The organism is Stenotrophomonas sp. YJH_SMC_46 (assembly GCF_059370315.1).
On the sequence record NZ_JCAFTO010000001.1, the window covers coordinates 412463 to 434893 of the forward strand.

The 22431-nt window shown below is 67.6% G+C and carries 16 protein-coding genes; 7 read left to right on the plus strand and 9 right to left on the minus strand.

Going from position 1 to position 22431, the window contains the following annotated elements; genetic code table 11:
* The first annotated feature begins 376 nt into the window (after window positions 1-376).
* The gene (locus AC5P8C_RS01915; RefSeq protein WP_019659940.1) at window positions 377-1354 is read left to right on the plus strand and encodes a zinc-binding dehydrogenase; all 978 of its coding nucleotides are present in this window, start codon (window positions 377-379) and stop codon (window positions 1352-1354) included.
* Between the two features lie 231 nt (window positions 1355-1585).
* A complete protein-coding gene (locus tag AC5P8C_RS01920; protein WP_026347015.1) occupies window positions 1586-4213 on the plus strand; it encodes a TonB-dependent receptor domain-containing protein in 2628 nt (875 codons plus the stop codon).
* A gap of 108 nt (window positions 4214-4321) precedes the next feature.
* On the opposite strand, the gene betT is transcribed toward AC5P8C_RS01920, so the two are convergent.
* The 4 genes from betT to AC5P8C_RS01940 all read right to left on the minus strand — a co-directional run bounded on the left by betT (window position 4322) and on the right by AC5P8C_RS01940 (window position 7650).
* A complete protein-coding gene (gene betT, locus AC5P8C_RS01925) occupies window positions 4322-6301 on the minus strand; it encodes a choline BCCT transporter BetT (RefSeq protein ID WP_019659942.1) in 1980 nt (659 codons plus the stop codon).
* A 195-nt stretch (window positions 6302-6496) separates the two neighbouring features.
* Window positions 6497-6877: a VOC family protein gene (locus AC5P8C_RS01930; RefSeq protein ID WP_019659943.1), complete on the minus strand. Its 381-nt coding sequence runs from the start codon at window positions 6875-6877 to the stop codon at window positions 6497-6499.
* 96 nt (window positions 6878-6973) lie between these two features.
* On the minus strand, window positions 6974-7297 hold the full coding sequence (locus AC5P8C_RS01935; RefSeq protein WP_019659944.1) for a DMT family transporter: 324 nt from the start codon (window positions 7295-7297) through the stop codon (window positions 6974-6976).
* Window positions 7297-7650, minus strand: a complete 354-nt coding sequence (locus AC5P8C_RS01940) for an SMR family transporter (protein ID WP_019659945.1) — start codon at window positions 7648-7650, stop codon at window positions 7297-7299. Before AC5P8C_RS01940 ends, AC5P8C_RS01935 begins: the two co-directional genes overlap by 1 nt.
* 150 nt (window positions 7651-7800) lie before the next feature.
* Between AC5P8C_RS01940 and AC5P8C_RS01945 the strand changes: the two genes are divergently transcribed.
* Complete coding sequence (locus AC5P8C_RS01945; RefSeq protein WP_019659946.1) at window positions 7801-8652, plus strand: LysR family transcriptional regulator; 852 nt, start codon at window positions 7801-7803, stop codon at window positions 8650-8652.
* A 74-nt stretch (window positions 8653-8726) separates the two neighbouring features.
* On the opposite strand, the gene AC5P8C_RS01950 is transcribed toward AC5P8C_RS01945, so the two are convergent.
* Window positions 8727-9647 (minus strand): M14 family metallopeptidase, encoded by a 921-nt coding sequence (locus AC5P8C_RS01950; RefSeq protein ID WP_019659947.1) that lies wholly within the window; start codon window positions 9645-9647, stop codon window positions 8727-8729.
* A gap of 131 nt (window positions 9648-9778) precedes the next feature.
* On the opposite strand from AC5P8C_RS01950, the gene AC5P8C_RS01955 reads away from it, so the two are divergent.
* The 3 genes from AC5P8C_RS01955 (at window position 9779) to AC5P8C_RS01965 (ending at window position 14540) form a co-directional block, all read left to right on the plus strand.
* A complete protein-coding gene (locus AC5P8C_RS01955) occupies window positions 9779-11860 on the plus strand; it encodes a TonB-dependent receptor family protein (protein WP_495218281.1) in 2082 nt (693 codons plus the stop codon).
* A 62-nt stretch (window positions 11861-11922) separates the two neighbouring features.
* Complete coding sequence (locus tag AC5P8C_RS01960; protein WP_050563258.1) at window positions 11923-13695, plus strand: chloride channel protein; 1773 nt, start codon at window positions 11923-11925, stop codon at window positions 13693-13695.
* A gap of 128 nt (window positions 13696-13823) precedes the next feature.
* Window positions 13824-14540 carry an MgtC/SapB family protein gene (locus AC5P8C_RS01965; protein ID WP_005409984.1) on the plus strand — a complete coding sequence of 239 codons (717 nt, stop codon included), beginning with the start codon at window positions 13824-13826 and terminating at the stop codon, window positions 14538-14540.
* Window positions 14541-14612: 72 nt separating this feature from the next.
* On the opposite strand, the gene AC5P8C_RS01970 is transcribed toward AC5P8C_RS01965, so the two are convergent.
* A complete protein-coding gene (locus AC5P8C_RS01970) occupies window positions 14613-15020 on the minus strand; it encodes a MerR family transcriptional regulator (protein ID WP_019659950.1) in 408 nt (135 codons plus the stop codon).
* A gap of 63 nt (window positions 15021-15083) precedes the next feature.
* Between AC5P8C_RS01970 and AC5P8C_RS01975 the strand changes: the two genes are divergently transcribed.
* A complete protein-coding gene (locus AC5P8C_RS01975; RefSeq protein WP_019659951.1) occupies window positions 15084-15911 on the plus strand; it encodes a class I SAM-dependent methyltransferase in 828 nt (275 codons plus the stop codon).
* 82 nt (window positions 15912-15993) lie between these two features.
* Here the strand turns inward: AC5P8C_RS01975 and AC5P8C_RS01980 are convergent, their stop codons facing one another.
* The 3 genes from AC5P8C_RS01980 to AC5P8C_RS01990 all read right to left on the minus strand — a co-directional run bounded on the left by AC5P8C_RS01980 (window position 15994) and on the right by AC5P8C_RS01990 (window position 22415).
* Window positions 15994-16284, minus strand: coding sequence for a DUF6959 family protein (locus tag AC5P8C_RS01980; RefSeq protein WP_019659952.1), 291 nt, complete (start codon window positions 16282-16284; stop codon window positions 15994-15996).
* A gap of 119 nt (window positions 16285-16403) precedes the next feature.
* Window positions 16404-17246, minus strand: coding sequence for an OmpA family protein (locus AC5P8C_RS01985; protein WP_019659953.1), 843 nt, complete (start codon window positions 17244-17246; stop codon window positions 16404-16406).
* 63 nt (window positions 17247-17309) lie between these two features.
* Window positions 17310-22415 (minus strand): YadA-like family protein, encoded by a 5106-nt coding sequence (locus AC5P8C_RS01990; protein WP_495218282.1) that lies wholly within the window; start codon window positions 22413-22415, stop codon window positions 17310-17312.
* Window positions 22416-22431 lie beyond the last annotated feature (16 nt).

Below are 22431 nucleotides of genomic sequence, written 5' to 3' on the forward strand. Positions count from 1 at the left end.
GAACGCGATACCGGCGCACGGGGCGAACGGGTGGATTGCCAGGGCACGGGAACGTAGGTCGTCGGCATCTGCCTGCGCCTGCGGCCGGTATCCGGGCCGTGGGGGCGACCTGCGTCCGCACGATGGCGGCCGCGTCGACACGGCAAGCCATCAGGGGCGGGCCGCAGGACGTTTGCTGCATGTCCGGCGGCGGCGGCTGACCGGGAGTGACGGCCACAACATAGTGGGGATATCCCGAACCGTCAACACAAGATGCGGTAATCAGCACATGTCGCGACGATCAGTCGCAGGATGCCGTGTTGCAGCTGCGGCGCCTTGTCGACAGCCCCTGCGGCCCCAGTTCGGTACAACATCAACTTTCCCCGGAACACCACCCATGCGCGCTGCCCAGTACCCCTCCTTCGGCAACCCGGCCGACGTCCTTGCCATTGCCGATGCGCCGCTGCCTGAGCCCGGCCCCGGCGAGGTGCGCATCCGTACCGTGCTGGCCTCGATCCACAACCACGATCTGCTGACCGTGCGCGGCCTCTACGGCTACAAGCCGACCCTGCCGGCGATTGGCGGCAGCGAAGCATTGGGCGTGGTCGACGCACTGGGCGACGGCGTCGACGGCCTGCAGATCGGCCAGCGCGTCGCCGCAGCCTCGGTACACGGTACCTGGGCCGAGGCCTTCATCGCGCCGGTACGCATGGTGATTCCGATGCCGGAGGCGATCCCCGACGAAATGGCCGCGCAGCTGATCGCCATGCCGCTGAGCGCGCTGATGCTGCTGGAGTTCCTGCACGTCGAGGCGGGCCAGTGGATCGTGCAGAACACCGCCAACGGCGCGGTGGGCAAGTCGCTGGCGATGCTGGCGCGGGCGCGTGGCGTGCATGTAGCCAACCTGGTGCGCAATGCGGATGCCGTGGCGCAGTTGCAGGCGCTGGGTATCGATCATGTGTTCGACACCTCGGTGGACGGCTGGAAGGATCGCGTGCGTGAAGCGACCGGCGAAGCACAGGCGGCGGCGGCCGTGGATTCCATCGGCGGCGACGCCAGCGGTGACCTGGTCGACCTGCTCGGCCACCACGGCACGCTGGTGTCGTTCGGGGTGATGAGCGGCGAACCGATGCGCATCCCGGCCGGCGGCCTGATCTACAAGGAGGCCACAGTGAAGGGTTTCTGGGGCAGCAAGGTCAGCCAGGCGATGGCCGTGGAGGACAAGCGCCGGCTGGTTGGCGAACTGCTGAAGCGTGCGGCGAGCGGCGAACTGACCTTGCCGGTGGAGCAGATCTTCGCGCTGGACGACATCGCCCAGGCGGCGAAGGCCGGGGCCGGTTCGGGCCGCAACGGCAAGGTGCTGCTGCGGCCTTGATGGGCTGGCATTGCCTTCTGTAGAGCCGAGCCACGCTCGGCTGCTTCCGGTCAGTGCGCGGAGCCGAGCGTAGGCTCGGCTCTACAGCAGCGTGCGCACCAATGCTCTGCACTCCTCGCACCGTTCGTTAAGAACCTGTGATGTATAACTGAATGCGCTTTCGTCATTGGAAGGCGCATGTACCTGCATGCGGTACTGACGGCTCCTCCCCCGTTCGGCGTTGTCGCTTCCATGTACCGCACCACCCTGAACCTGCTTGCCGGCGCGATCGCGCTCGGCCTCACCGCCGGCGCTGCCGGCGCCGCTGAAACCGCCGATGCCGGCAAGGACAGCACCACCCTCGGCACCGTGCTGGTGACCGGCTCCAACATCAAACGCAGCGACACCGCCGGGCCGAACCCGGTGCAGATCGTCAGCCGCGAACAGATCGAGCAGACCGGCCGCTCCACCCTCACCGACGTGCTGCGCAACCTGTCGGCCAATGCCGGCAACAGCTTCGACGAGCAGTACACCGGCAGCTTCGCCGCCGGCTCGGCCTCGATCGGCCTGCGTGGCCTGTCGCCGAAGAACACACTGGTGCTGGTCAACGGCTACCGCGTGTCCAACTTCGGCTTCGCGCTCAATACCCAGGACACCTTCGTCGACCTCAACGCGCTGCCGATCAGCGCGGTGGAACGCATCGAAGTGCTGAAGGACGGCGCCTCGGCGGTGTATGGCTCCGACGCCATCGCCGGTGTCATCAACATCATCCTGCGCAAGAACTTCCAGGGCGTGGAAGTCGGCGGCGGCTTCGGTACCGCCACCCAGGGCGGCCTGGACGAACGCAAAGCCAACCTGCTGGCCGGCTTCGGCGACCTGGAGCAGCAGGGCTGGAACGTGCTGTTCGGGCTGGACCTGCTCAAGCGTGATCGCCTAGACGCCGACCAGCGCGCCTATACCCGCAGCGGCGATTTCCGCGACCAGCCCGGCGGACGCCTGGCCGGCTGGTCCACCGCCGGTGGCAATTGGCTGTCCAACCCGCGCGCGCCGCAACCGTTCGCCAACTGCCCGGATGGCAGTCAGCTGCGTCCCTACAGCGATTTCGGCAGCACCCTGCCCGGCCAGGCCTGCGCCTTCAACGCGCAGCCGTTCAAGACCTTGCAGCCCGGCGCCGAGCGCCTGCAGGCGTCGTTGAGCGCGACCTACCGCTTCAACGACAGCGTCGAAGCCTTCGCCGACGTGCTGTACAGCCACAACAAGGCCGACCAGATCTTCAGTGCGCCGCTGACCGTTGGCCCCGGCCTGCGTGCCTACAACCCGGCTACCGGCACGCTCATCGACGTGCCGGCGGTGCTGCCGGTCGGCCATCCCAACAACCCGGGCAGCACGCCACTGCCGTTCGAGTACACCTTCTTCGATCTCGGCCCGCGCCTGAAGGACAACACGCAGGTGTTCTACCGCGCCCTGGCGGGCGTGCGCGGCAGCGGTGAACGCTGGGACTGGGAAGTGGCGGCGCTGACCTCGCAGAGTGCACAGCGCGAGTACGTGGACAATTTCGTCAACCGCTACGCGTTCGAACAGATCCTGCGCGATGGCAGCTACAACTTCCTCAACCCGTCCAGCACGCCGGGCGCGCTGGATGCACTGCGCCTGCAGACCAAGCGCCCGGGCTGGTACAGGCTGCACGCGTTGAACGTGAAGGCCTCGACCTCGCTGTGGGAGCTGCCGGCCGGTGCGGTCGGCTTCGCCTGGGGCGCCGAGTTCCGCAAGGAGTCGCTGGATGCGCGTACCAGTGCACAGGTGCTGTCGGGCACCGAACTGCGCCCGGCCATCAACGTGGTCAACGGCGAGCGCCAGGTCAGTGCCGCCTATGCCGAACTGAGCGTGCCACTGCACCGCACGTTGGAGCTGCAGGTGGCCGGCCGCGGCGATCACTACGATGACTTCGGCAAGGCGTTCTCGCCGAAGGTGGCGCTGCGCTGGCAGCCGTTGGACAGCCTGCTGCTGCGTGGCTCGTTCTCGCGCGGGTTCCGCGCGCCCTCGTTGCCGGAGATCGCGCCCGGCCAGACCGTCAGCTACGGCTCGGTGATCGATCCACTGGATCCGCTGCAGCCCGGCGGCAGCCGTGGTGTGACCAACATCCGCACCGGCAATCCGGACCTGAAGGCCGAACGCTCGCGCAACTTCAACCTGGGTGCGGTGTGGTCGCCGGATGCCGATACCAGCATCGGCCTGGACTGGTACCGCATCGAGCAGGACAACCTGGTCAAGCCGGACAGCGCGCAGTTCATCGTCGACAACCCGACGCTGTTCCCCGGTCGCGTGCAACGTGATGCGCAGGGACGCATCCAGTTCATCACCAACCAGTACGCCAACCAAGGGGAGTTGACCACTTCGGGGCTGGATCTGGACGCCAGCCGCACCTTCCGTACCGACGGCTGGGGCAACTTCACCGTGGCCGGCAGCTGGACCCACCTGCTCAGTTTCAAGCAGCCGCTGGTAGCCGGCCAGGCACCGTACGAAGGCGCCGGCAACAACCGCCACGGCGCGCTGCCTCGCACCCGCGGCACCACCTCGTTGAACTGGGCGGTGGGCGACTGGAGCAGCACGCTGAGCCTGCAGTACGTGAGCGGCTACGACCAGCGTGTGGCGACGGCGACCAGCAACCCGGGCCTGCGCGACCGCATCAAGCCGTATCACCAGCTGGACCTGTACGTAGCGTACGAAGGGATTGCCAACACCACGCTGTCGCTGTCGGTGCTGAACCTGACCGACAAGGACCCGCCGTTCGACCCGGCCGGTGGATCCAATGGGTTCGACATCAGCCAGTACAACCTGCGCGGGCAGTTCGTCTCGCTGGGCGCTCGTTACAGGTTCTGATTGCCACTGTAGAGCCGAGCCATGCTTGGCTGCTCTTCCGACACCGAGGAGCCGAGCGCGGGCTCGGCTCTACAGGGGGGTGCGGACCAACGGTCCGCACCCACCGCATCAACGGCTCAGGTGCAGGAACTGCAGGTGCCGTTCGTACTGGCTGATGATGTCGTTGATGATCTGCTTTCGGCTGTATCCCACCAGGTCGTAATCCTGGCTGCCTTCGAACAGGTGCACCTCGGCGCGGTAGTAGCGCTGGTTGCGCAGCTGCTGCGCGGCAAACGACGGGGTCAGGTAGCCGCTCAGGATCACCCGGTACAGGAAGTCCTGCTGCTCGCCGTGGTTCACCGTCAACTCCATGTCGCCGGCCTCGAAGCGCGTGGCCACGTCCCAGGCCTGCCCGCGCAGCTGCTCGGCCACCGCCTCCATCGCCGGCTTCACCGTGTCATCCATGAAGCGGTAGACCTGGTCGCGCACCGGGAAGTGCATGGCCTGGCTCAGGCGCTGGCGCCAGCCCCGGTGGTGGCGATCGTCTCCGATCAACGGCGACGGCCGGTACTGCAGCGCGCGCTTGCGGTGCGACTCGTCACTGAAGGCGCGGGTCAGCCCCCACATCATCAACAACAGGATCGCCGAGAACGGCAACGACGCCAGCACCACCGCCGACTTCAGCGCATCGATGCTGCCGGCCAGCAGCAACCCGGCGGTCAGCACCGCGATCACCGTGCCCCAGAACACGCGCAGCCAACGCGGACCATCATCCTCCGGCGCACCGCCGTGCGAGGACAGCGTGGACAACACCACCGCCCCCGAGTCGGCCGAGGTCACGAAGAAGATGAAGCTGACCAGCACTGTCACCGTGATCACCGCGCGGCTCCAGGGGTAGCCGTCCAGCAGCGCATACAGCACGGTCGGTGGATCATCCACCGCCAGCTGCGCCAACTGTTGCTGGCCGTGGTGCAGCACCTGGTCCAGCGCGCTGTTGCCGAAGATCGACAGCCACGCCAGGGTGAAACCCAGCGGGATCAGCAGCACGCCGAACACGAATTCGCGGATGGTGCGGCCGCGCGAGATACGTGCAATGAACAGCCCGACAAAGGGCGCCCAGCCGATCCACCAGGCCCAGTAGAACACCGTCCAGCCGCCCAGCCATTCCGGTCGGCCGCCGTAGGCATACACATCGAAACTCTTGCCGACCACGCTGCCGAGGTAGTCGCCCAGGTTCTGCATCAAGGTGCTGAGCAGGTACTGGGTGGGGCCGGCGCACAGCATGAACAGCACCAGCGCGATCGCCAGCAGCATGTTGATGTTGGCCATCCAGCGCACGCCTTTCTCGACGCCGGACACGGCCACCGCCACCGCCGCGCCCATCATGGCCACCACCAGGATGATCTGCACCAGGTTGGAATGCGGGATGTTGAACAGGTGCGCCAGCCCGGCATTGAGGTGCAGCACCCCGAAGCCCATGTCGGCGCCGATGCCGAACACGGTGGCGACGATGCCCAGCGCGTCCACGGTGTAGCCGATCGGGCCGTTGATGCGCTTGCCAATCAGCGGGTACAGCGCCGAGCGCAGCGCCAGCGGCAGGTTGTGGCGGTAGGCGAAGTAGGCCATCGCCATCGCCGCCAGCGCGAACACACCCCAGCCATGCAGGCCCCAATGCAGGAACAGCAGCTGCATGGCCTGGCGCGCACCGGCCTCGCCCGCGGCCGGATCGCCCTGCGGCGGCTGCAGGTAGTGGGTCAGCGGTTCGGAAACGCAGAAGAAGAACAGCGTGATGCTGATGCCCGCCGCGAACAGCATGCCGGCCCAGGAGAGGTAACTGAACTCCGGTTCGTCATGGTCGGCACCGAGCTTGATGCCACCGTACTTGGACAGCGCCACGCCGACCACGAACACCAGGTACAGGGTCATCGCCAGCAGGTAATACCAGCCGACGTTGAGAGCGGCCCAGTCCTGTGCCTTCAGCAGAAGGCGGCCTGCCCCCAGCGGGAACAGGCTGACGAACAGCGCGAACGCCACGACAACGATCGCCGCGAAGGCGAACACAGGCCGAAGGGTGCGCACCGGGGATTGTTGCGGCTCCAGTACATCCATGGGGCGGCGTTCTCCGGTAGATCAAAGGGTTAGCCGACCGATTGTGGCTGAACCGCAGTGGACAGAGCATGAAGTTGCGGCCTGTGGTCACAGGCCCGGCCCACCATTCCGTGTTATCACGCGCGCGCAGGAGCGTGCCTGCGAGCGCAGCCGCGCGCGGACCGCGTGCATCGCGGCCACGCGCGTCCTGTCCAATCACGACATCACATGGACCGCACACAGCTTGTTGCCATCCGGGTCACGCAGATAGGCCAGGAACACCTGCCGACCGGACATGTTGCGGACGCCGGGGGAATCTTCGATGGCGGTACCACCGTGAGCCACGCCAGCTTCCTGCCAGGCACGCACGGCCTCTGCACTGCCCAGACTGAAACCGATGGTGCCACCGTTGGCATGGCACGCTGGCTGCCCATCGATCGGCGCGGTTACACCGAACATCCGCCCATCCTTGAAGTACAGCAGCCGTCCCTTCTCGTCGAATACGCCCGCACGTGCCCCCATCGCGGCGAACAGGGCGTCGTAGAAGCGACGCGCGGCCTCCATGTCGTTCGTTCCTACGGTGATGTGGCTGAACATGCGGGCACTCCATGTGGAAAACCGCAGTGTCGATGAGCAGGGGCGACTTCGCAAATCGCTGCACAATCGCCGCCCAGCTCGCGACAAGGCGTGCTGCTACTTGGCGGTGCTGAGCAGCAGTACCGCCGCCGTGACCAGGGCGATGCCAACCCAGCCGATCGGCCGCAGGCGGTTGCCGAACAGCAGGCGGCCGCAAGTGGCGGTACCGATCACGCCGATCGCTCCCCACATCGCATAGGCGGTGGCCAGGTCCATGTAGCGCACCGCCTGGCCCAGCAGGGCGAAGGCGATCCAGACCATGACGACCGCGCCGACGGCCCAGCGCCAGCGGCGGAAGCCCTCCGACTTGGCGACCATCATGTTGGCGGCAACGTCGATCAGCGCAGAACAGATCACGAAAAACAGGGCCAGGGTATTCATCAGTGCGCCTCCCCGAGGGTGACACAGACGATGCCGACCACCGCCAGCACGAGGCCGGCCAGCTGCTGCAGCGACAGACTCTCGCCAAACACGGTGAGGCCGACCACGGTCAGCAGGGTCAGGCCCAGGCCTTCCCACACCGCATAGGCGACACCGACCGCGATGCGGCGGACCGACAGGGCCAGGAAGTAATAGGACAGCGCCAACGCGCCGGCCATGATCAGGTAGCCGGTCCAGCCACCATCGCGGGCTGCATGGGCCATGAACGAGGTGCCGACCACTTCGGCAACGATCGCCACGGTCAGGCAGGCCCAGGCGACCAGCGCGCCACGGGCGGGAACAGTACGGGACATGTGAAACTCCTTGCGGGACGCGGACAGGGCCCCGCCCTCAGTAGATCCACGCCATGCGTGGATGCCCCGCAGACAGGGGCGACGGCGGACAGTATCATCGCCTTTTACGGTCGATTCAAAATGGATACCATCGATAGGAGCGATGGATCAATGCCCTATTCCCCTGAATCCCTGCAGGCGTTCGTCGAAGCGGCCGCGCTCGGATCGTTCTCGGCGGCGGCGCGTCGCCTGCGCAAGACCCAATCAACGGTCAGCACCGCCATCGCCCACCTGGAGGCGGACCTGGGCGTCAGCCTGTTCGACCGCAGTGGACGCTACCCGCAGCTGACCGAAGCCGGGCACCAGGTGCTCGTCCATGCCCAGGAAATCCTCGCCGCCGATACCCGCCTGCAGCAGTTGAGCGTGCGGCTGGCCGCCCCGGTCGAAGCGCGGCTGACCGTGGTGTTCTCCGACGTGTATCAGCTCGATCCGGAGCAGCGCGTGTTGCAGCGCTTTGCCGAAGCGTTCCCCGAGATCGAACTGGAATGGCTGGATGCCGAAGGCGAAGACGTGCTGGAACTGGTCGGCAGTGGTCGCGCCGCGCTGGGCCTGCTGCCGCGCCAGGAAAGCTACCCGGATGGTCTGGTGGCACGGCCGTTGGCCCATCACAGCGAACTGTCGGTGTATGTGGCGCGCGACCATGCGCTGGCCGACGCCGGCCGTCGCGCAGCTTCCCAGCTGGCACGGTACCGGCAGGTGCGATTGAGCGCGGAGGTCGACCATGCGCGGGCGGTTACCGGGCTGGCGTGGACCGCCACCGACTACCTGATGGTGATGGAGATGGCCGAGGATGGCATCGGCTGGGCCGAGCTGCCCCGCGCATTGGTGCAGCGCTACGACCGCGGGCAACTGGTGGAACTGACTCTGCCCGGCTGGCCACGACGCATCCACAGCGACCTGCTGTGGCGCCGCGATACGCCGCCGGGGCCAGCGGCGCTGTGGTGGGCCGACGCGTTGGGGTGAACCGAAAAAGGGGACGGAGGGGATTAAGTCGTTTGTGCCGCAAACGACTTAATCCCCTCCGTCCCCTTTTTTCATCAACGATGGGCGAGCGCGTAATCCAGCGCCGCGCACACCGCTGCCACCTGGGCGTCGTTGCACTGCTGCGGGGTCGCCCGCGGGCTGTCCGGGTAGACCTCGGTGGTGGTGGTGTAGGTCGCACCGGTGATGCCGGCACACAGGCCCAGCTTCACCAGCGGATACTCGATCACGCCGTGGGCCACCACCGGCGAACCGATGATCTCGCCCTTGTCGTCGGCCGGCGCGATGTGGGTGACCTTCTCCACCGCGGCGATGACTGCCTGCTGGAACGCCGCCTGCGGGTTCTCGCTGTCGTCCACCAAGTAGAAGCCATCGGGAATCAGGCCCGGCTCGAACGGCTTGCCGTCACGCGCGGCCAGCGCCGGGCGGAACTCGCTCTCGTCGCTGTCGGTGGTTTCGTGCAGGTCGATGTGCAGCACGAACTGGTCCTTGATCGGCGCGATCAGTTCGATGACAGCGGTCGATTCGCGGGCCGGGCCGTCGGCGCGGAAATTGCGGTTCGGGTCGATCGCATCGAAGTTCCAGCGGTTGATGCGCTCGAAGCCCCACGGATTCACGCACGGTGTCACCAGCAGATTGGCCTTGCCGGCGTAGTCGGCGGCGTGCTTTTCGAGGAATTCCAGCGCGCCCATCACGCCGCTGGTCTCATAACCGTGCACGCCACCGGTAACCAGGGCAGCCGGCAGCGCCGGGTTCCAATCGCGGCTGCGCAGGGCGAACAGAGTGTAGGTCTCGCCAGCGTAGTCGAGCTGGCCATAGGCCACCTTGTCGAAGCGCGAAGCCAGCGCCTCGATGCGGGGCAGCACCTCCTCGTCATAGCGACGCAGGCGCTGCTGGCGGCCACGCCACACCTCCCGTTCCGCTGCGCCCCACGGCTGGCCAGGGGTTCCGACGGGGTAGAAGGCAGCTTGGGACATGGCAGATCTCGGCGGTCAGGAAAGCAGTCGCGCACTTTACCACCGGGGCATCGGCATGAACCGGCAGCGCATTCCCTTGCACAACGGAATCAGCAATAATTCTCATTTACGACCTTCCACAGCCTGCACCGATGCCCATCCTCGCCCTGCAACCGGCCCGCCTGCCCCTGGCCGCCGCCCTCGCCCTGTGCCTGCTCCCGACCACCCGTGCCTTCGCCCAGGACGGCGCCACCACGCTGGACAGCATCCAGGTCGCCGGCAGCTGGCTGGGTACCGGCCTGCATGACAGCGTCAAGCGCTTTGCCGGCGCGCGCACCGTGGTCGACCGCCAGCGCATCGAGGCCAGCGGCGCGGCCAGCATCGGCGATGCCATGCGCCGCATCCCCGGCGTGCAGGTCACCGACAACTCCGGCACGGCCGGCAGCTCGGTGTCGCTGAACATCGGCGTGCGCGGCCTCACCGGGCGCTACTCGCCGCGCTCGACCGTACTGTTGGACGGCGTGCCGCTGGCGGTGGCGCCGTATGGCCAGCCACAGCTGTCGTTCGCGCCGACCAGCCTGTCCAACATCGAGTCGATCGACGTGGTGCGCGGCGGCGGCGCGGTGCGCTACGGGCCGCAGAACGTCGGTGGCATCATCAACTTCAGCACCCGCGCCATTCCCACCGAGGCCGGCCTGCACGGCGAAGCCGGCGTCCGCTACACCGCCTACGACCATGGCGGCGGTGACAGCACCCAGTACAACGCCTTCCTCGGCGGTACCGGCGACAATGGCCTGGGCGCGGCCCTGCTGTACTCCGGCCAGGATGGTCGCGGCTGGCGCCGGGGCAGCGATGACCGCTTCAATGATCTCGCGCTGAAGTTCGCCTACGCCATCGACGAACAGCAGGAGCTGCGTGCCAAGCTGTCCTACTACGACGTACGCTCGCTGACGCCGGGCGGCCTGACCCGTGCGCAGTACGAGGCCGATCCGTTCCAGAACACCCGGCCGACCGATTTCTGGAAGGGCCACCGCACCGGCATCGACCTGGGCTACACCAACACGCTGTCGGCCAACAGCGAGTTCGAGGTGCTGGCCTATTACAACGAGAGCACCCGTGCCAGCTCGCTGATCAACGCCGCCAACACCCAGCTGACCGTGCAGCCGCGTGACTACCGCGTGCTCGGCATCGAGCCGCGCTACACCCAGCGCCTGCACTGGGGCGCCAGCGTGCACGACATCACCGCGGGCTACCGCTTCCTGCGCGAACGTGGCAACGACCGCAGCTACACCGTCACCCGCCGCACCGGCGTGGCCAGCGCCACCACCCGCTTCGACAACGCCACCGATGCGCATGCGTTCTACATCGACGACCGCATCGCGATCGGCCAATGGCGGATCACTCCGGGCGTGCGCATGGAATGGATCGACATGGACCGCCGCCAGGCCGTTGGCGCGGCAACCTTCAGCAGCCGCAACGACAAGGCCCTGCCCTCGCTCAACATCGCCTACCTGCTGACCCCGCAGCTGACCGTGTTCGGCAACTACACCACCTCGTTCGGGCCGGTGCAGAACATCCAGCTCAATTCGCAGACGGCCAACAACCCGCTGAACCCGGAAATCGCCAGGACCACCGAGCTGGGCGCGCGCTGGCAGGACGGCGCCCTGCGCGCGGAAGTGACCGTGTTCAAGATGCGCTTCGACAACCAGATCCTGCAGGTGCCGGGAATCACCCCGCCGACCTTCCAGAACATCGGCGCCACCGACCACAAGGGCGTGGAGAGTGCACTGGAGTACCACTTCGCCGAGGACAGTGCGCTGGCCGGGCTGGAGCTGTACGCCAACTACACCTGGACCAAGGCGATCCAGCAGTCCGGTGACAACCGTGGCCTGGACGTGCCCTTCTACTCGCGCGACACCGACAGCATCGGCGCCCGCTACGCGCTGGCCGGCTGGACCTTCAACGTCTCCAGCACCCACCAGAGCGGCCAGTTCTCCGACGCCGCCAACACCTGGGCCGAGAGCGCTGACGCGCGCGTGGGACGCGTGCCGGGCGTACGCCTGTGGAATGCCCAAGTGGCCTGGCAGGTGCCGGGGCCGGGTAACAGCGAGATCGCGCTGGGCGTGAACAACCTGGCCGACAAGCGCTGGTACACCCGCAACGTCGATGGCAACGCAGGCCGCATGGTGGCCGCGCCGCGCACCTTCTACGTAAAGGGCCGCTACCGCTTCTGAGCCGGTAGCCGCCCGATGCGGTGACGGTGGCGCTCACGGTGGCGGCGTATCATGCCGCCACCATGTCTTCGCCCGTTTCGCCATCGCGCCTGCATCTGGCCTTCCAGGGCCTGCGCCTGCGGCTGCGCGGCAGCGACCTGTGGTTCATCGCGCTGGCGCTGCTGGTTGGCCTGATCGCCGGCTACCTGACCCTGCTGCAGTCGGGCATCGCGCGCTGGCTGCAGGGCACGTTGTATGGGCTGGACGACGGCATGCGGCTGAGCTCCCTGCCCTCGCTGACCTGGACCGCGCTACTGGTGCTGCCACTGGGCGGACTGCTGGTCGGCCTGGTCAGCCTGGCGGCGACGCGACTGAAACGGCCACTGCTCGATGCGGTGGAAGCCAATGCGCTGCACGGCGGCCGCATGTCGATGCGCGACAACCTGATCGTGCTGACCCAGACCCTGCTGTCCAACGGCTGCGGCGCGTCGGTCGGCCTTGAGGCTTCGTATACGCAGATGGGCGCGGGCAGCGGCTCGCAGCTGGGCCGGGTGATGCGCCTGCGTCGCAACGACGTGCGCATCCTGGTCGGTGCCGGTGCCGCCGGTGCCATCGCCGCTGCGTTTGGTGCGCCGCTGGCCGGTGCGTTCTACGCCTTCGAGATCGTCATCGGCGCCTACACGCCGGCCGCACTGGCGCCGGTGGCCGTGGCCGCACTGGCCGGTGCGTTCGTGGCCGATCAGGCCGGCATCGAGGCTTACCTGCTGCCCGCCGCTTCGACCATAGACGTACGCGCCGCCGACTACGCCATTTACGGACTGCTGGGCTGCTGCTGCGCGATGGTCGGCATTGTCATCATGCGCCTGATCGCGTCCATTGAAGGGAGGGTCAAGCGCAGCCCGTTGCCACTGTGGGGCCGCCCGGTGGTGGGTGGCCTGCTGCTGATCCCGCTGGCCCTGGCCAGTCCGCAGGTGCTGTCGTCCGGCCATGGCGCGCTGCACCTGGACCTGACCACGCACCTGCCGTTGATCTGGATCGGCGGCCTGCTGACCCTGAAGTGCCTGGCCTCGGGCATCTCGCTCGGCTTCGGCTTCCGTGGCGGCCTGTTCTTCGCCTCGCTGTTCATGGGCACCCTGGTCGGCGCGCTGTTCGCCGGACTGCTGGGCATGGCCACCGGCGTTCCGGTGATCGACGCCACCTCGGCCGCGCTGGCCGGCATGGCCGCGCTGGCTGCTGCCGTCGTTGGCGCGCCGATGACCATGGCCATGCTGGTGCTGGAAGGCACGCACGATTTCCTGCTGACCAGCGTGGTGATGAGCGCGGTACTGGTGTCCAGCACGCTGGTGCGGCAGTGGTTCGGCTACTCGTTCTCGACCTGGCGCATGCACCTGCGCGGCGAGACCATCAAGAGCGCCCGCGACGTGGGCTGGGTGCAGAACCTCAACGCCGGCCGGCTGATGCGCAAGGGCGTGGCCACTACTCCGGCCGATCTCGATGCCGCCGCGTTCCGCCAGCGCTTCCCGCTGGGCTCGGGCAGCCGGGTGATCCTGATCGACAGCGAAGGCCATTACGCAGGCATCGTGCAGATTCCGCGCGTCTACGGCGACGGCGTGAAGCCGGAGACCATGATCGGCGAGCTGGCCGAGAACCGTGACGTGTCACTGTCACCGGCCGCGGACGTGGTCAGCGTGATGCAGCGCTTCGACCAGACCCAGGCCGATGAACTGGCCGTGGTCGCCGCCGACGGCCAGGTCCTGGGCGTGGTCTCTGAAGCCTTCGTCCGCAAGCGCTACGCCGAGGAACTGGACAAGCGCCAGCGCGAACTGATGGGCGAGCGCGTCGAGGACACCGACTGACCCCGCAAAAAGGGGACGGAGGGGATTAAGTCGTTTCTGGCACGCTGACTAACCACGCGTGGCGTGGACCGCTGGAAATCCACGCATGGCGTGGATCTACTGTCACCTCGACCGGGTAGACTCCGGCCATGCGCTTCATTGAGACCTTCCAGGCCGGTCCCTTCGCCGACACCGTGGTCAGCCTGCTGGCCGCCTTCGTGCTGGGCACGCTGATCGGCGCCGAGCGCCAGTACCGGCAACGCACCGCCGGCCTGCGCACCAATGTGCTGGTGGCCGTAGGCGCCGCCGCCTTCGTCGACCTCGGCATGCGCATCGCCGGCAGTGCCGAGGCGGTGCGGGTGATCTCCTACGTGGTCTCCGGCGTCGGCTTCCTCGGCGCGGGCGTGATCATGAAGGAAGGCATGAACGTGCGCGGCCTGAACACCGCCGCCACCCTGTGGTGCTCGGCGGCGGTGGGCAGCTGCACCGGCGCGGACATGTTGGCCGAAGGCGTGCTGCTGACCGTGCTGATCATCGCCGGCAATACCCTGCTGCGGCCGCTGGTGAATGCGATCAACCGCATCCCGATCAACGAAGCCGCTACGGAAGCCACCTACGAGGTGCGCCTGAGCGTGGATGCCGAAGCCGTACCACGGGTGCGTGAGCGGTTGGTCGATGCGCTGGAAGCAGCGCAGTACCCGGTCGGTGATGTGCAGGTGGTCGAGCATGCCGATGCACCAACCGATGTGATCGCGGTGCTGGTCAGTACTGCCGTGAGTGCCGATGAGCTGGACGTGGTGCTGGCGCGGATGGAGCACGTGCCGGGCGTGCTGCATGCCACCTGGGAAGTCAGTACCCGCGATTGATTCCATCCACGCATGGCGTGGATCTACCGAGGTCGTGGTGAAGTAGATCCACGCCATGCGTGGATGCTTCTCTCACCGACCCGCCATGCGCTGCTGCGCACGCAGCAGTTTCTGGAACGAACCGCACTTCCGAGCGTCCTCCGCCTGCGGGCAGGCCGCCGCGCGTTGCAGGTGCCGGCGCACCCGTTGCAGCCGGGTGATCTGCCGCTGCAGCACATCGGCCTGCGCCAGCAGGGCCTCCCGGTCCAGGGAGATGCACCCGCGCTGCAGTGGCAGCGATGCCCCGATCTGCTGCAGCGACAGACCGGCCGCCTGGCCGAGGCCGATCAACGCGAGCCGTTCCAGCACCTGCTCGTCGTACTGCCGGCGCAGGCCGCGACGGCCCAGTGCCTGCAGCAGCCCAAGTTGTTCGTAGTAGCGCAGGGTCGAGGCCGGCACGCCGCTGCGCTTGACCACCTCGCCAATATCCAGTTCGCGCACGGGCTTGACCTCAAGTGACCTTCAAGCGCCAACCTATGGGCAACTACCCACCGAGGCAAGGCCATGGCCAGCACACCCCCCCTTGATCAGAACGCCCTGTGGAACGGCCCTGGCGGCCAGGTCTGGGTTGCGCAGCAGGCCCTTCTCGATGGCCTGTTCCAGCCGATGGCCGACCTGCTCGTGGCCGAACTTCCGGAAACCGTCACGCAACTGCTCGACATCGGCTGCGGTACCGGGGCCAGCCTGCTGGCATCAGCCGCCGCACGCCCGTCGGCGCACTGCACCGGCCTGGACATCTCCGCGCCGATGCTGGCGCTGGCCCGTCAACGCGCCGAGGCGGCAGGGCTGGACGCAGACTTCATCGTCGCCGACGCACAGCAGCATCCGTTGCCCACCGCGCACTTCGACTGGATCCAATCTCGGTTGGGCGTGATGTTCTTCGAAGATACCGAGGCCGCCTTCGTCAACCTGCGCCGCGCGGCGCGACCGGGTGCCGGCCTGCGTTTCCTCGCCTGGCGCGGCGCCGGGGAAAATCCGTTCATGACCACCGCCGAGCACGCCATCGGCGATGCCCTGGATCTTCCGCCCCGCGTACCGGGCGAACCGGGCCAGTTCGCCTTTGCCGACGGCGAGCGCGTGCAGCATCTGCTGCAGGCCGCCGGCTGGAATGACGTGGAGGTTGTTGCGGTAGACCTGCCCTGCTCGCTCGCCCGCGAGGACCTGCCTACCTATGTCGGCCAAGTGGGCCCGTTGGGCCTGGCGTTGCGCACGATGCCGAAGGAACGCGCCGATTCTCTGCTGGCCCGAGCACTGGCCGCATTCGCACCGTTCGTCGAGAACGACCGCGTACGCGTGGATGCCGCCTGCTGGCTGGTCCGCGGCCACGCGTAGAAAAATGGGACGGAGGGGATTAAGTCGCACATGCCCGTGTCGTGCCGGAAACGACTTAATCCCCTCCGTCCCCTTTTGTCGTCTACAGCGCCTCGCCGGCGTCGGCCAGACGAGATTCGATCAACGCATACCACTGCTGCAGCACGTCGATCAGCATGTCCAGCTCCGCATCGGTACGCTGCGCGCGGCCGCTGCGCAGGCAGGCCTGGGCCTCCTGCAGCTGGGCAAGGAACCCGGCCACGGTATCGGCCTGCAGGATCAGGCCTGGCAGGCGCCGCCCGGGAATGCGTACCACGGCATGGTTGCCGAGCTGGCCGTACACGCTGAGTGTGGTTTCCGTCTTCATGGAAAGAGGCAGGAATTGAGCGTTCATCGCGTGCACCGTTAGAAGACCTGAGCCGCAGGCAGGCGTGGACGACGGGGGAGACGTTGCCACGCCTGCCGGCGGTCAGGGGGGACTCGGGACCGGGGCCTGGCCCCGGTGAGGGAATTTCAGCGCGGCTGTGCCACTCCGGCGATCTGCACGCGACGGTTTGGCGCCAGGCAGGCGATCAGCGCGCGCCGATTGCGCTGCTCGCACTGCACGATCGGCTCGGCCGCGCCGCGTCCTTCGGCGCTGATGCTGGCTGCAGGCACGCCGCCCTGCACCAGCGCGCTGCGCACGGCCTCGGCGCGGCGCTGCGACAGGGTCTGGTTGTAGCTGGCACTGCCGATACGGTCGGTGTAGCCGGTCACCCGGATCGACTGCACCTGTGCGGCTTCACGCACCTGCGCCAGGATGCCCTGCACCGCCTGCTGGCCCTCGGCGCTGAGTACAGCGCTGTCGAAGCCGAACAGCGCGTCGGCAGACAGCCGCAGCGGCTGTTCTGGCAGCGGTGCCGGTGCCGGTGCCGGCGGGGCCGGTGGCCGCGGCGGCTCCAGCACGGCCGCGCACGATTCCGGCTTCCAGTACCCCGCCTGGGCAATGCCCTTGCTGTCAAAGCGGACCTGGAACTGGCAGGTGAAGTACTCCGCGCCCTGCGCGGTGCGGAAGTTGAACAGGTAGTTCCACTCGCGCACGCCCCACATGCCTTCATTGAAATGCGGCGTGCCCAGCAGCGTGTACAACTGCCGCTTGCTCATGCCCGGCGCGAAGCGGCGCAGGTCGGCGACGTCCGGATAGATGCCTTCCTTCAACGAGGCCCTGGAGGCCTCCGGGAACTGCACGACGGTGGCTTCGGCAGGACCGTCGGTGGCCGGCGCATGGCTGCGGCAGGCGGCCAGCAGGCCCACCCCCAGGATCAGGCCCAGCGTAGCGGCATGTTGGCCGGCGCGGGCGATACGATGCTGTTTCATGTCATTCCCCCTGTAGACGTTTCCGCGGTACCGGGCCGCGCGTGCGGCCCGGCGGCGGAGATATCACCACTGGATGCCGGCACCGACGGCCACGCCGGCCTCGCCACGGCTGTTGGTCGAACCGCTGAACTTGTAGATCCAGCGGCCGCCTTCGGAGACACCGGAGATGCCCAGCGCCACGCCCGATTCGCCGTTGTAGCTCCCAGCCGCGATCGAGGCCATGCTGCGGCCCGCCTCGCTGGGCTGCGGCAGCGCTGCAGTGGCCATCGCCGAGGCGATACCGGCCGAAGCACGGTTGTCGGTCTTGCGCAGGTCGCGCTCGAAGCCACCCATGCGCTCGTCGGTGTAGGCCTTGGACCAGTCCAGGGTCTGCGCCATCCCCGACTTCAGCTGATCCACGTTGACCGCGTCGGTACCGGCGGTGCCAGCGGCAACGTTGCGCACCGTGGTCGGGCCGCTGCTGGTGCTGCCCAAGGTGACGCTGTTGTAGTTGGTCGCACCGTTCACCGTGGTGTCGTAGCGGATGGTGCCCTGCTGCGAGGCCTGCAGCTGGCGCACGTTGACCGCGTCGGTGGCCTGCGAGCCGTCAGCCACGTTGACCACCTGGCGTTCGGCGCCGCTCGCACCCACCGAGACCGTGTTGGCCCGGTTCGCCACCGAACCCGCACCCAATGCCACCGAGTTGTCGGCCTGCGCCTGTGAACCATTGCCCAGCGCGGTCGAGTTGGTACCGGCGGCGGTGGAGCCTGCACCGCCGGCGGCCGAGTTGGCACCGCTGGCGGACGGGTCGGCCAGGTTGTTGGTGTTGTTGGCGCGGAAGCTGCCGGCCACGTTGGTGATGTTCTGGATCTTCTGGTCGGTGTACTTCTTCGATTCGTCGATGGCGTAGTTCACGCCGTTCTTCAGCTGGCCGACATTGGTCGCGTCGTACGTGTCGGAACCGTCGGCGACATGGGTGATCTTGCGCTCGCTGCCAGTACTGCCGACCGAGACCTCACCGGCCGAGTTGCTGGCGCCGGTCTGGCCGTAGGCACCGGTATAGCCGCTCTGCGCACCGACGCTGGCCACCGAACCGGCACCCAGTGCCACGCTGTTGCCGGCGCTGCTGCTGGCACCGTTGCCGACCGCCACGCTGTTGGCACCGGCTGCACTGGCCTGCGGGCCGACCGCCACCGCTTCCGCACCGGCCGCGGTGGCTGCGGCCGCCGTCGAGTTCACCGCCAGGTAGGCACTGCCACCGCCACCGTTGGTGATGCGCTGGTTGAGGACCTTCAGCGAGCCATCGACGGCAGTGAAGGCGGCGGTGACGTTGTTGTAATCGCCGCTGGTGAAGGTGCCATCGGTGGCGATGCTGGAGATGCTGAACGTCGGCGCGGTCCACGCGTTGGTGGTGCCGTTGTAGGCAGTGGTGCCGCCGAAGTAGTTGGCGATGGTGCTGTGGGTGCTGAACAGCTGGTCGCCGGTGATGGCATCGCTGCTGCCGGCCAGGATGCTGCCGGCGGCCACATTGGTGATCTTCACCGCGCCGCTGCCGGTGCCCGTCAGCGTCACGCTGTTGAGCACGTTGCCGCTGCCGTCGACGTCGTACTTCACTGCCAGCTTGTCGATCTCGCCGGTCTGGTCGGCCACATTGGCCAGTGAATTGCTGACCGCGTCGAAGGCGGTACCGACGTCGTTGTAGTTGCCCTTGGTGATCGTGCCGTTGGCGGCAACGTTGTTGATCGAATAGGTCGGCGCGGTCAGTACGCCGCTGGCGTTGACCGCCGCGCCACCTCCGAGGTGGGTGGCAACGGCCTGGTTGGCCGCAAACAGCTGGGCACCGTTGATGGCCTCGCTGCTGGTGGCACTGACCTGGCCCGGGCCCAGGTTGCGCAGCGTGGTGGCGGTGCCGCTCTGGCCCAGCGTGGCACTGGCGTAGTTGACGCTGCCGTCGCCGTTGAGGTCATAGCGCAGGGCGCCCTGCTCCGAGGCCTGCAGCTGGCCCAGGTTGACCGCATCGGTCGCTGCGGTACCGGCCGCCATGTTGGTGACCTGGCGCTCGGCACCGGCGGCACCGATGGATACGCTGTTGGCACGGTCAGCCAGGCTGCCGGCGCCCACCGCGATGCTGTTGGAGGCGGTGGCGCGGGCATTGGTACCAACCGCGATCGAGTCGGCGCCGGTGGCCACGGCCTCGGTACCGGTCGAGTTCACCCGCAGGTACTTGGTACCGCCGTTGCGGATATCGGTGATCTGCGTGTTGAGGTTGACCAGCGAACCATCCACCGCCGCGAAGGCATCGGTGGCGTTGGTGTACAGGCCCTGGGCGATGGCGCCGGTGGTGGAGATCGTGCTGATCTCGAACAGCGGCGCAGTGAAGGCACCGCTGGCCGGATCGAACGCGGCGCGGCCACCGAAGAAGCTGGCGATGGCGACGTTGGTCGCAGCCAGTTGGCCACCGTTGACTGCTTCCAGGCTGCCCGCGGTGACCGCGCCGCCGGCCAGGTTGCCGATGGTGGTGGTGCCAGTGCCCGCGCCAAGCGTCACCCGACGGTAGTTCGGGTTGCCGGCACCGTCCAGGTCGTAGGTCACCGCAGCTGCCGCCACATCATCGATCAGGCTGATGGCGCCCTTCAACTGGGCCACATTGACCGCATCGGTGTTGACGCTGCCGGCAGCCACGTTGGTGATCTGGCGCTCGCCGCCACCGGCGGTGCCCACCGATACTTCGCCGGCCGAGACCTGCGGTGCAGTGAGGCCATAAGCGCTGTAGCTGGCCTGCGCGCCGCGCAGTGCAGCCGAACGGTAGCCCAGTGCGACCGAGTTCGCCTGGTTGGAGGTGGCTTCAGCACCCAGCAGGGTCTGGCCGTTGGCGGTACCGACGGCACTGTCACCGACGATCACCGAATGGCCCATGCGCGCAGCGTAGTCTGCGGTCGGGACGCCGGTCGGGTTGGTGGGATCGTTCACGCCATCGCCCGGGAAGGCAACGTTGGCATCGACCCTGGGCAGTTCGTGCCGTGCATTGGCGCCGATCACCACTTCCTTCGAACCGTTGGCGAAGGCGCCATCACCCATCAGCACCTGGTAGTCCTGTGCCGCGTTGACGGCCCAGCAGGAGATGTCGGCCAGCGCGATGTCCAGGCACTTCGCCGCCCATTCCGGCGAATCCGTTGGCAGTAGCAGCCCGAGCAGGCCACCCGGATTGCCGTTGTTGATGTTGTAGATGTAACTGTCCGAGGTAACGCCGCCAATGAGCGTCAGGTGCGAGCTGCCGCCGGTGGCGGCGCCGCCGAGGCCATTGAGGGTGCTACCGACCGGCGACAGGTTGACCACCGGCAGGCCCAGCACATTGACCGTCGAGTAGGTCTGCATCACGTTGGCGTTGCTGAGCTTGAGATTGCCGTTGCTCAGGTAGCCGTCGCCGCCGAACAGGCTGCTGGTGGTCGGCCCGATCAGCTGCCCGACATTACCGACCAGGCCGCCGGTGCCGATGATCAGGCCCGCGTTCGGGTCGGCCGGCGCCGGCGCCTTTGGGCTGGTGGGCGGTATGGCCGAGGGTTGGGTCAGGCCGAGGCCGCCGAGCGTGCCACCGACCAGGCCGCCTACGGCACTGCCGAGATTGCCGATGGTGCCGTTGAGGTTGCCGTTGAGCAGGTTGCCTACGGCACTGCCGACATTGCCCAGCGTATCGCCCAGCAGGCCACCCAGGCCGCCGAGGCTGCCACCTGTAGCGCCATTGAGGACACCGCCGACGGTGCTGCCCACTGCACCCGCTGTATTGTTGAGCGTGCCGCCGACGGCACCGCCAACGGCACCGAGGGTGCCAACTGCATCGTTGAGCGCGCCACCGACGGTGCTGCCGACCGAACCGACCGTGCCGTTGAGTGCACCACCCACGGTGCCGCCAACTGCGCCAACCGTACCAACAGCCCCGTTGAGCGCGCCGCCGACGGTGCTGCCGACCGAACCGGCCGTGCCGTTGAGTGCACCACCCACGGTTCCGCCGACTGCACCAACCGTACCAACAGCGCCGTTCACTGCACCACCCACCGCGCTACCAACAGTTCCAACGGTGCCATCGAGCGTGCTGCCCAGTGCTTCGCCTACCGTTCCAACCGTGCCGTGCAAGGCGCCGCCGACCGCACCAACCGTGTTGCCTACGGTGCCATCAAGCACGCCACCTACGGCGCCGCCTGCCGCGCCGACAACGCCGCCCACCAGGCCATCGACGCCCAGCGCGCTGTTCTGCGCCGCCACGGTCGCTTGGCCGGCCAGCTTCAGATTGCGGTCGGCCACGACTTCGTGGCCACCCGGCGCCTGCACGCGCACGTTGCCGGCAACACCAGCATCGAAGGCTGCGGTGATCGCGCGATCATGCGTTTGGCCCGGCAACTCCTCCTTGGCCGGCAGCGTGACCGCCGCCGTCGCCTTGACCTGCCCCTGCCCGTCGATCTGATGGCCCGCCAGCTTCAGCTGCGAATCCACCTTGCCGTCAACGGACGCCTTGAGGCCGGACAGCGAGCCAGCCGGTGCGCCAGCAACAGCGGCGGCCGCCTTGGCACCGGTATCGATCGAGGCCACCTGGGTACCGGCGATGCCAACGCCGGCCTTCGCCTGGGCATCCGCAGCCACACCGAGCGGCGCGTGCGCGGACGGCACAACGTTGGCCGCCAGCGAGGCATCAATCTTCGCCACACTGGACGCTGCGTGCCCCAACCCGGCATTGGCGCGGACATCGGCGGCCAGCGCAGGAACCGCGACCTGCTTCGGCGCAGCGTTCGCCGCCAGCTTCACCTGCACGGTGGCCGGCAGCACGTCCCGCACGATCGGCAGCACGTTCGTACTCAGCTGCAGGCCGACACGCGCATCAGCGCTGATTGCCGGACTGCTCTGGGCCTGGCGCGAGGCTGCGGCCAGCGCCACTTCCGCGTCGACCTTGACCGGCATCGGCTGCGCGTACTTGGCTGCGAGCGCCTGCAGGTCGCGCAGCGACTGATTGGATTCGGTTGCGCCTGCATGCCCGCTGGCCAGCGCACACAACAGGGCAAGAGCCAGGGCAGTCGGCATCAGCAGAGCACTGCGCGGATCGCGGGCGGCGCTGCCGCCGCTGTCGCCAGTGGCCAGTTCCGAGGCCACAACCAGAGCATTGAGCTGGCGGTTCCATACACGCCGGTAGATGCGGTTCATGAGCATTTCCCCCGTA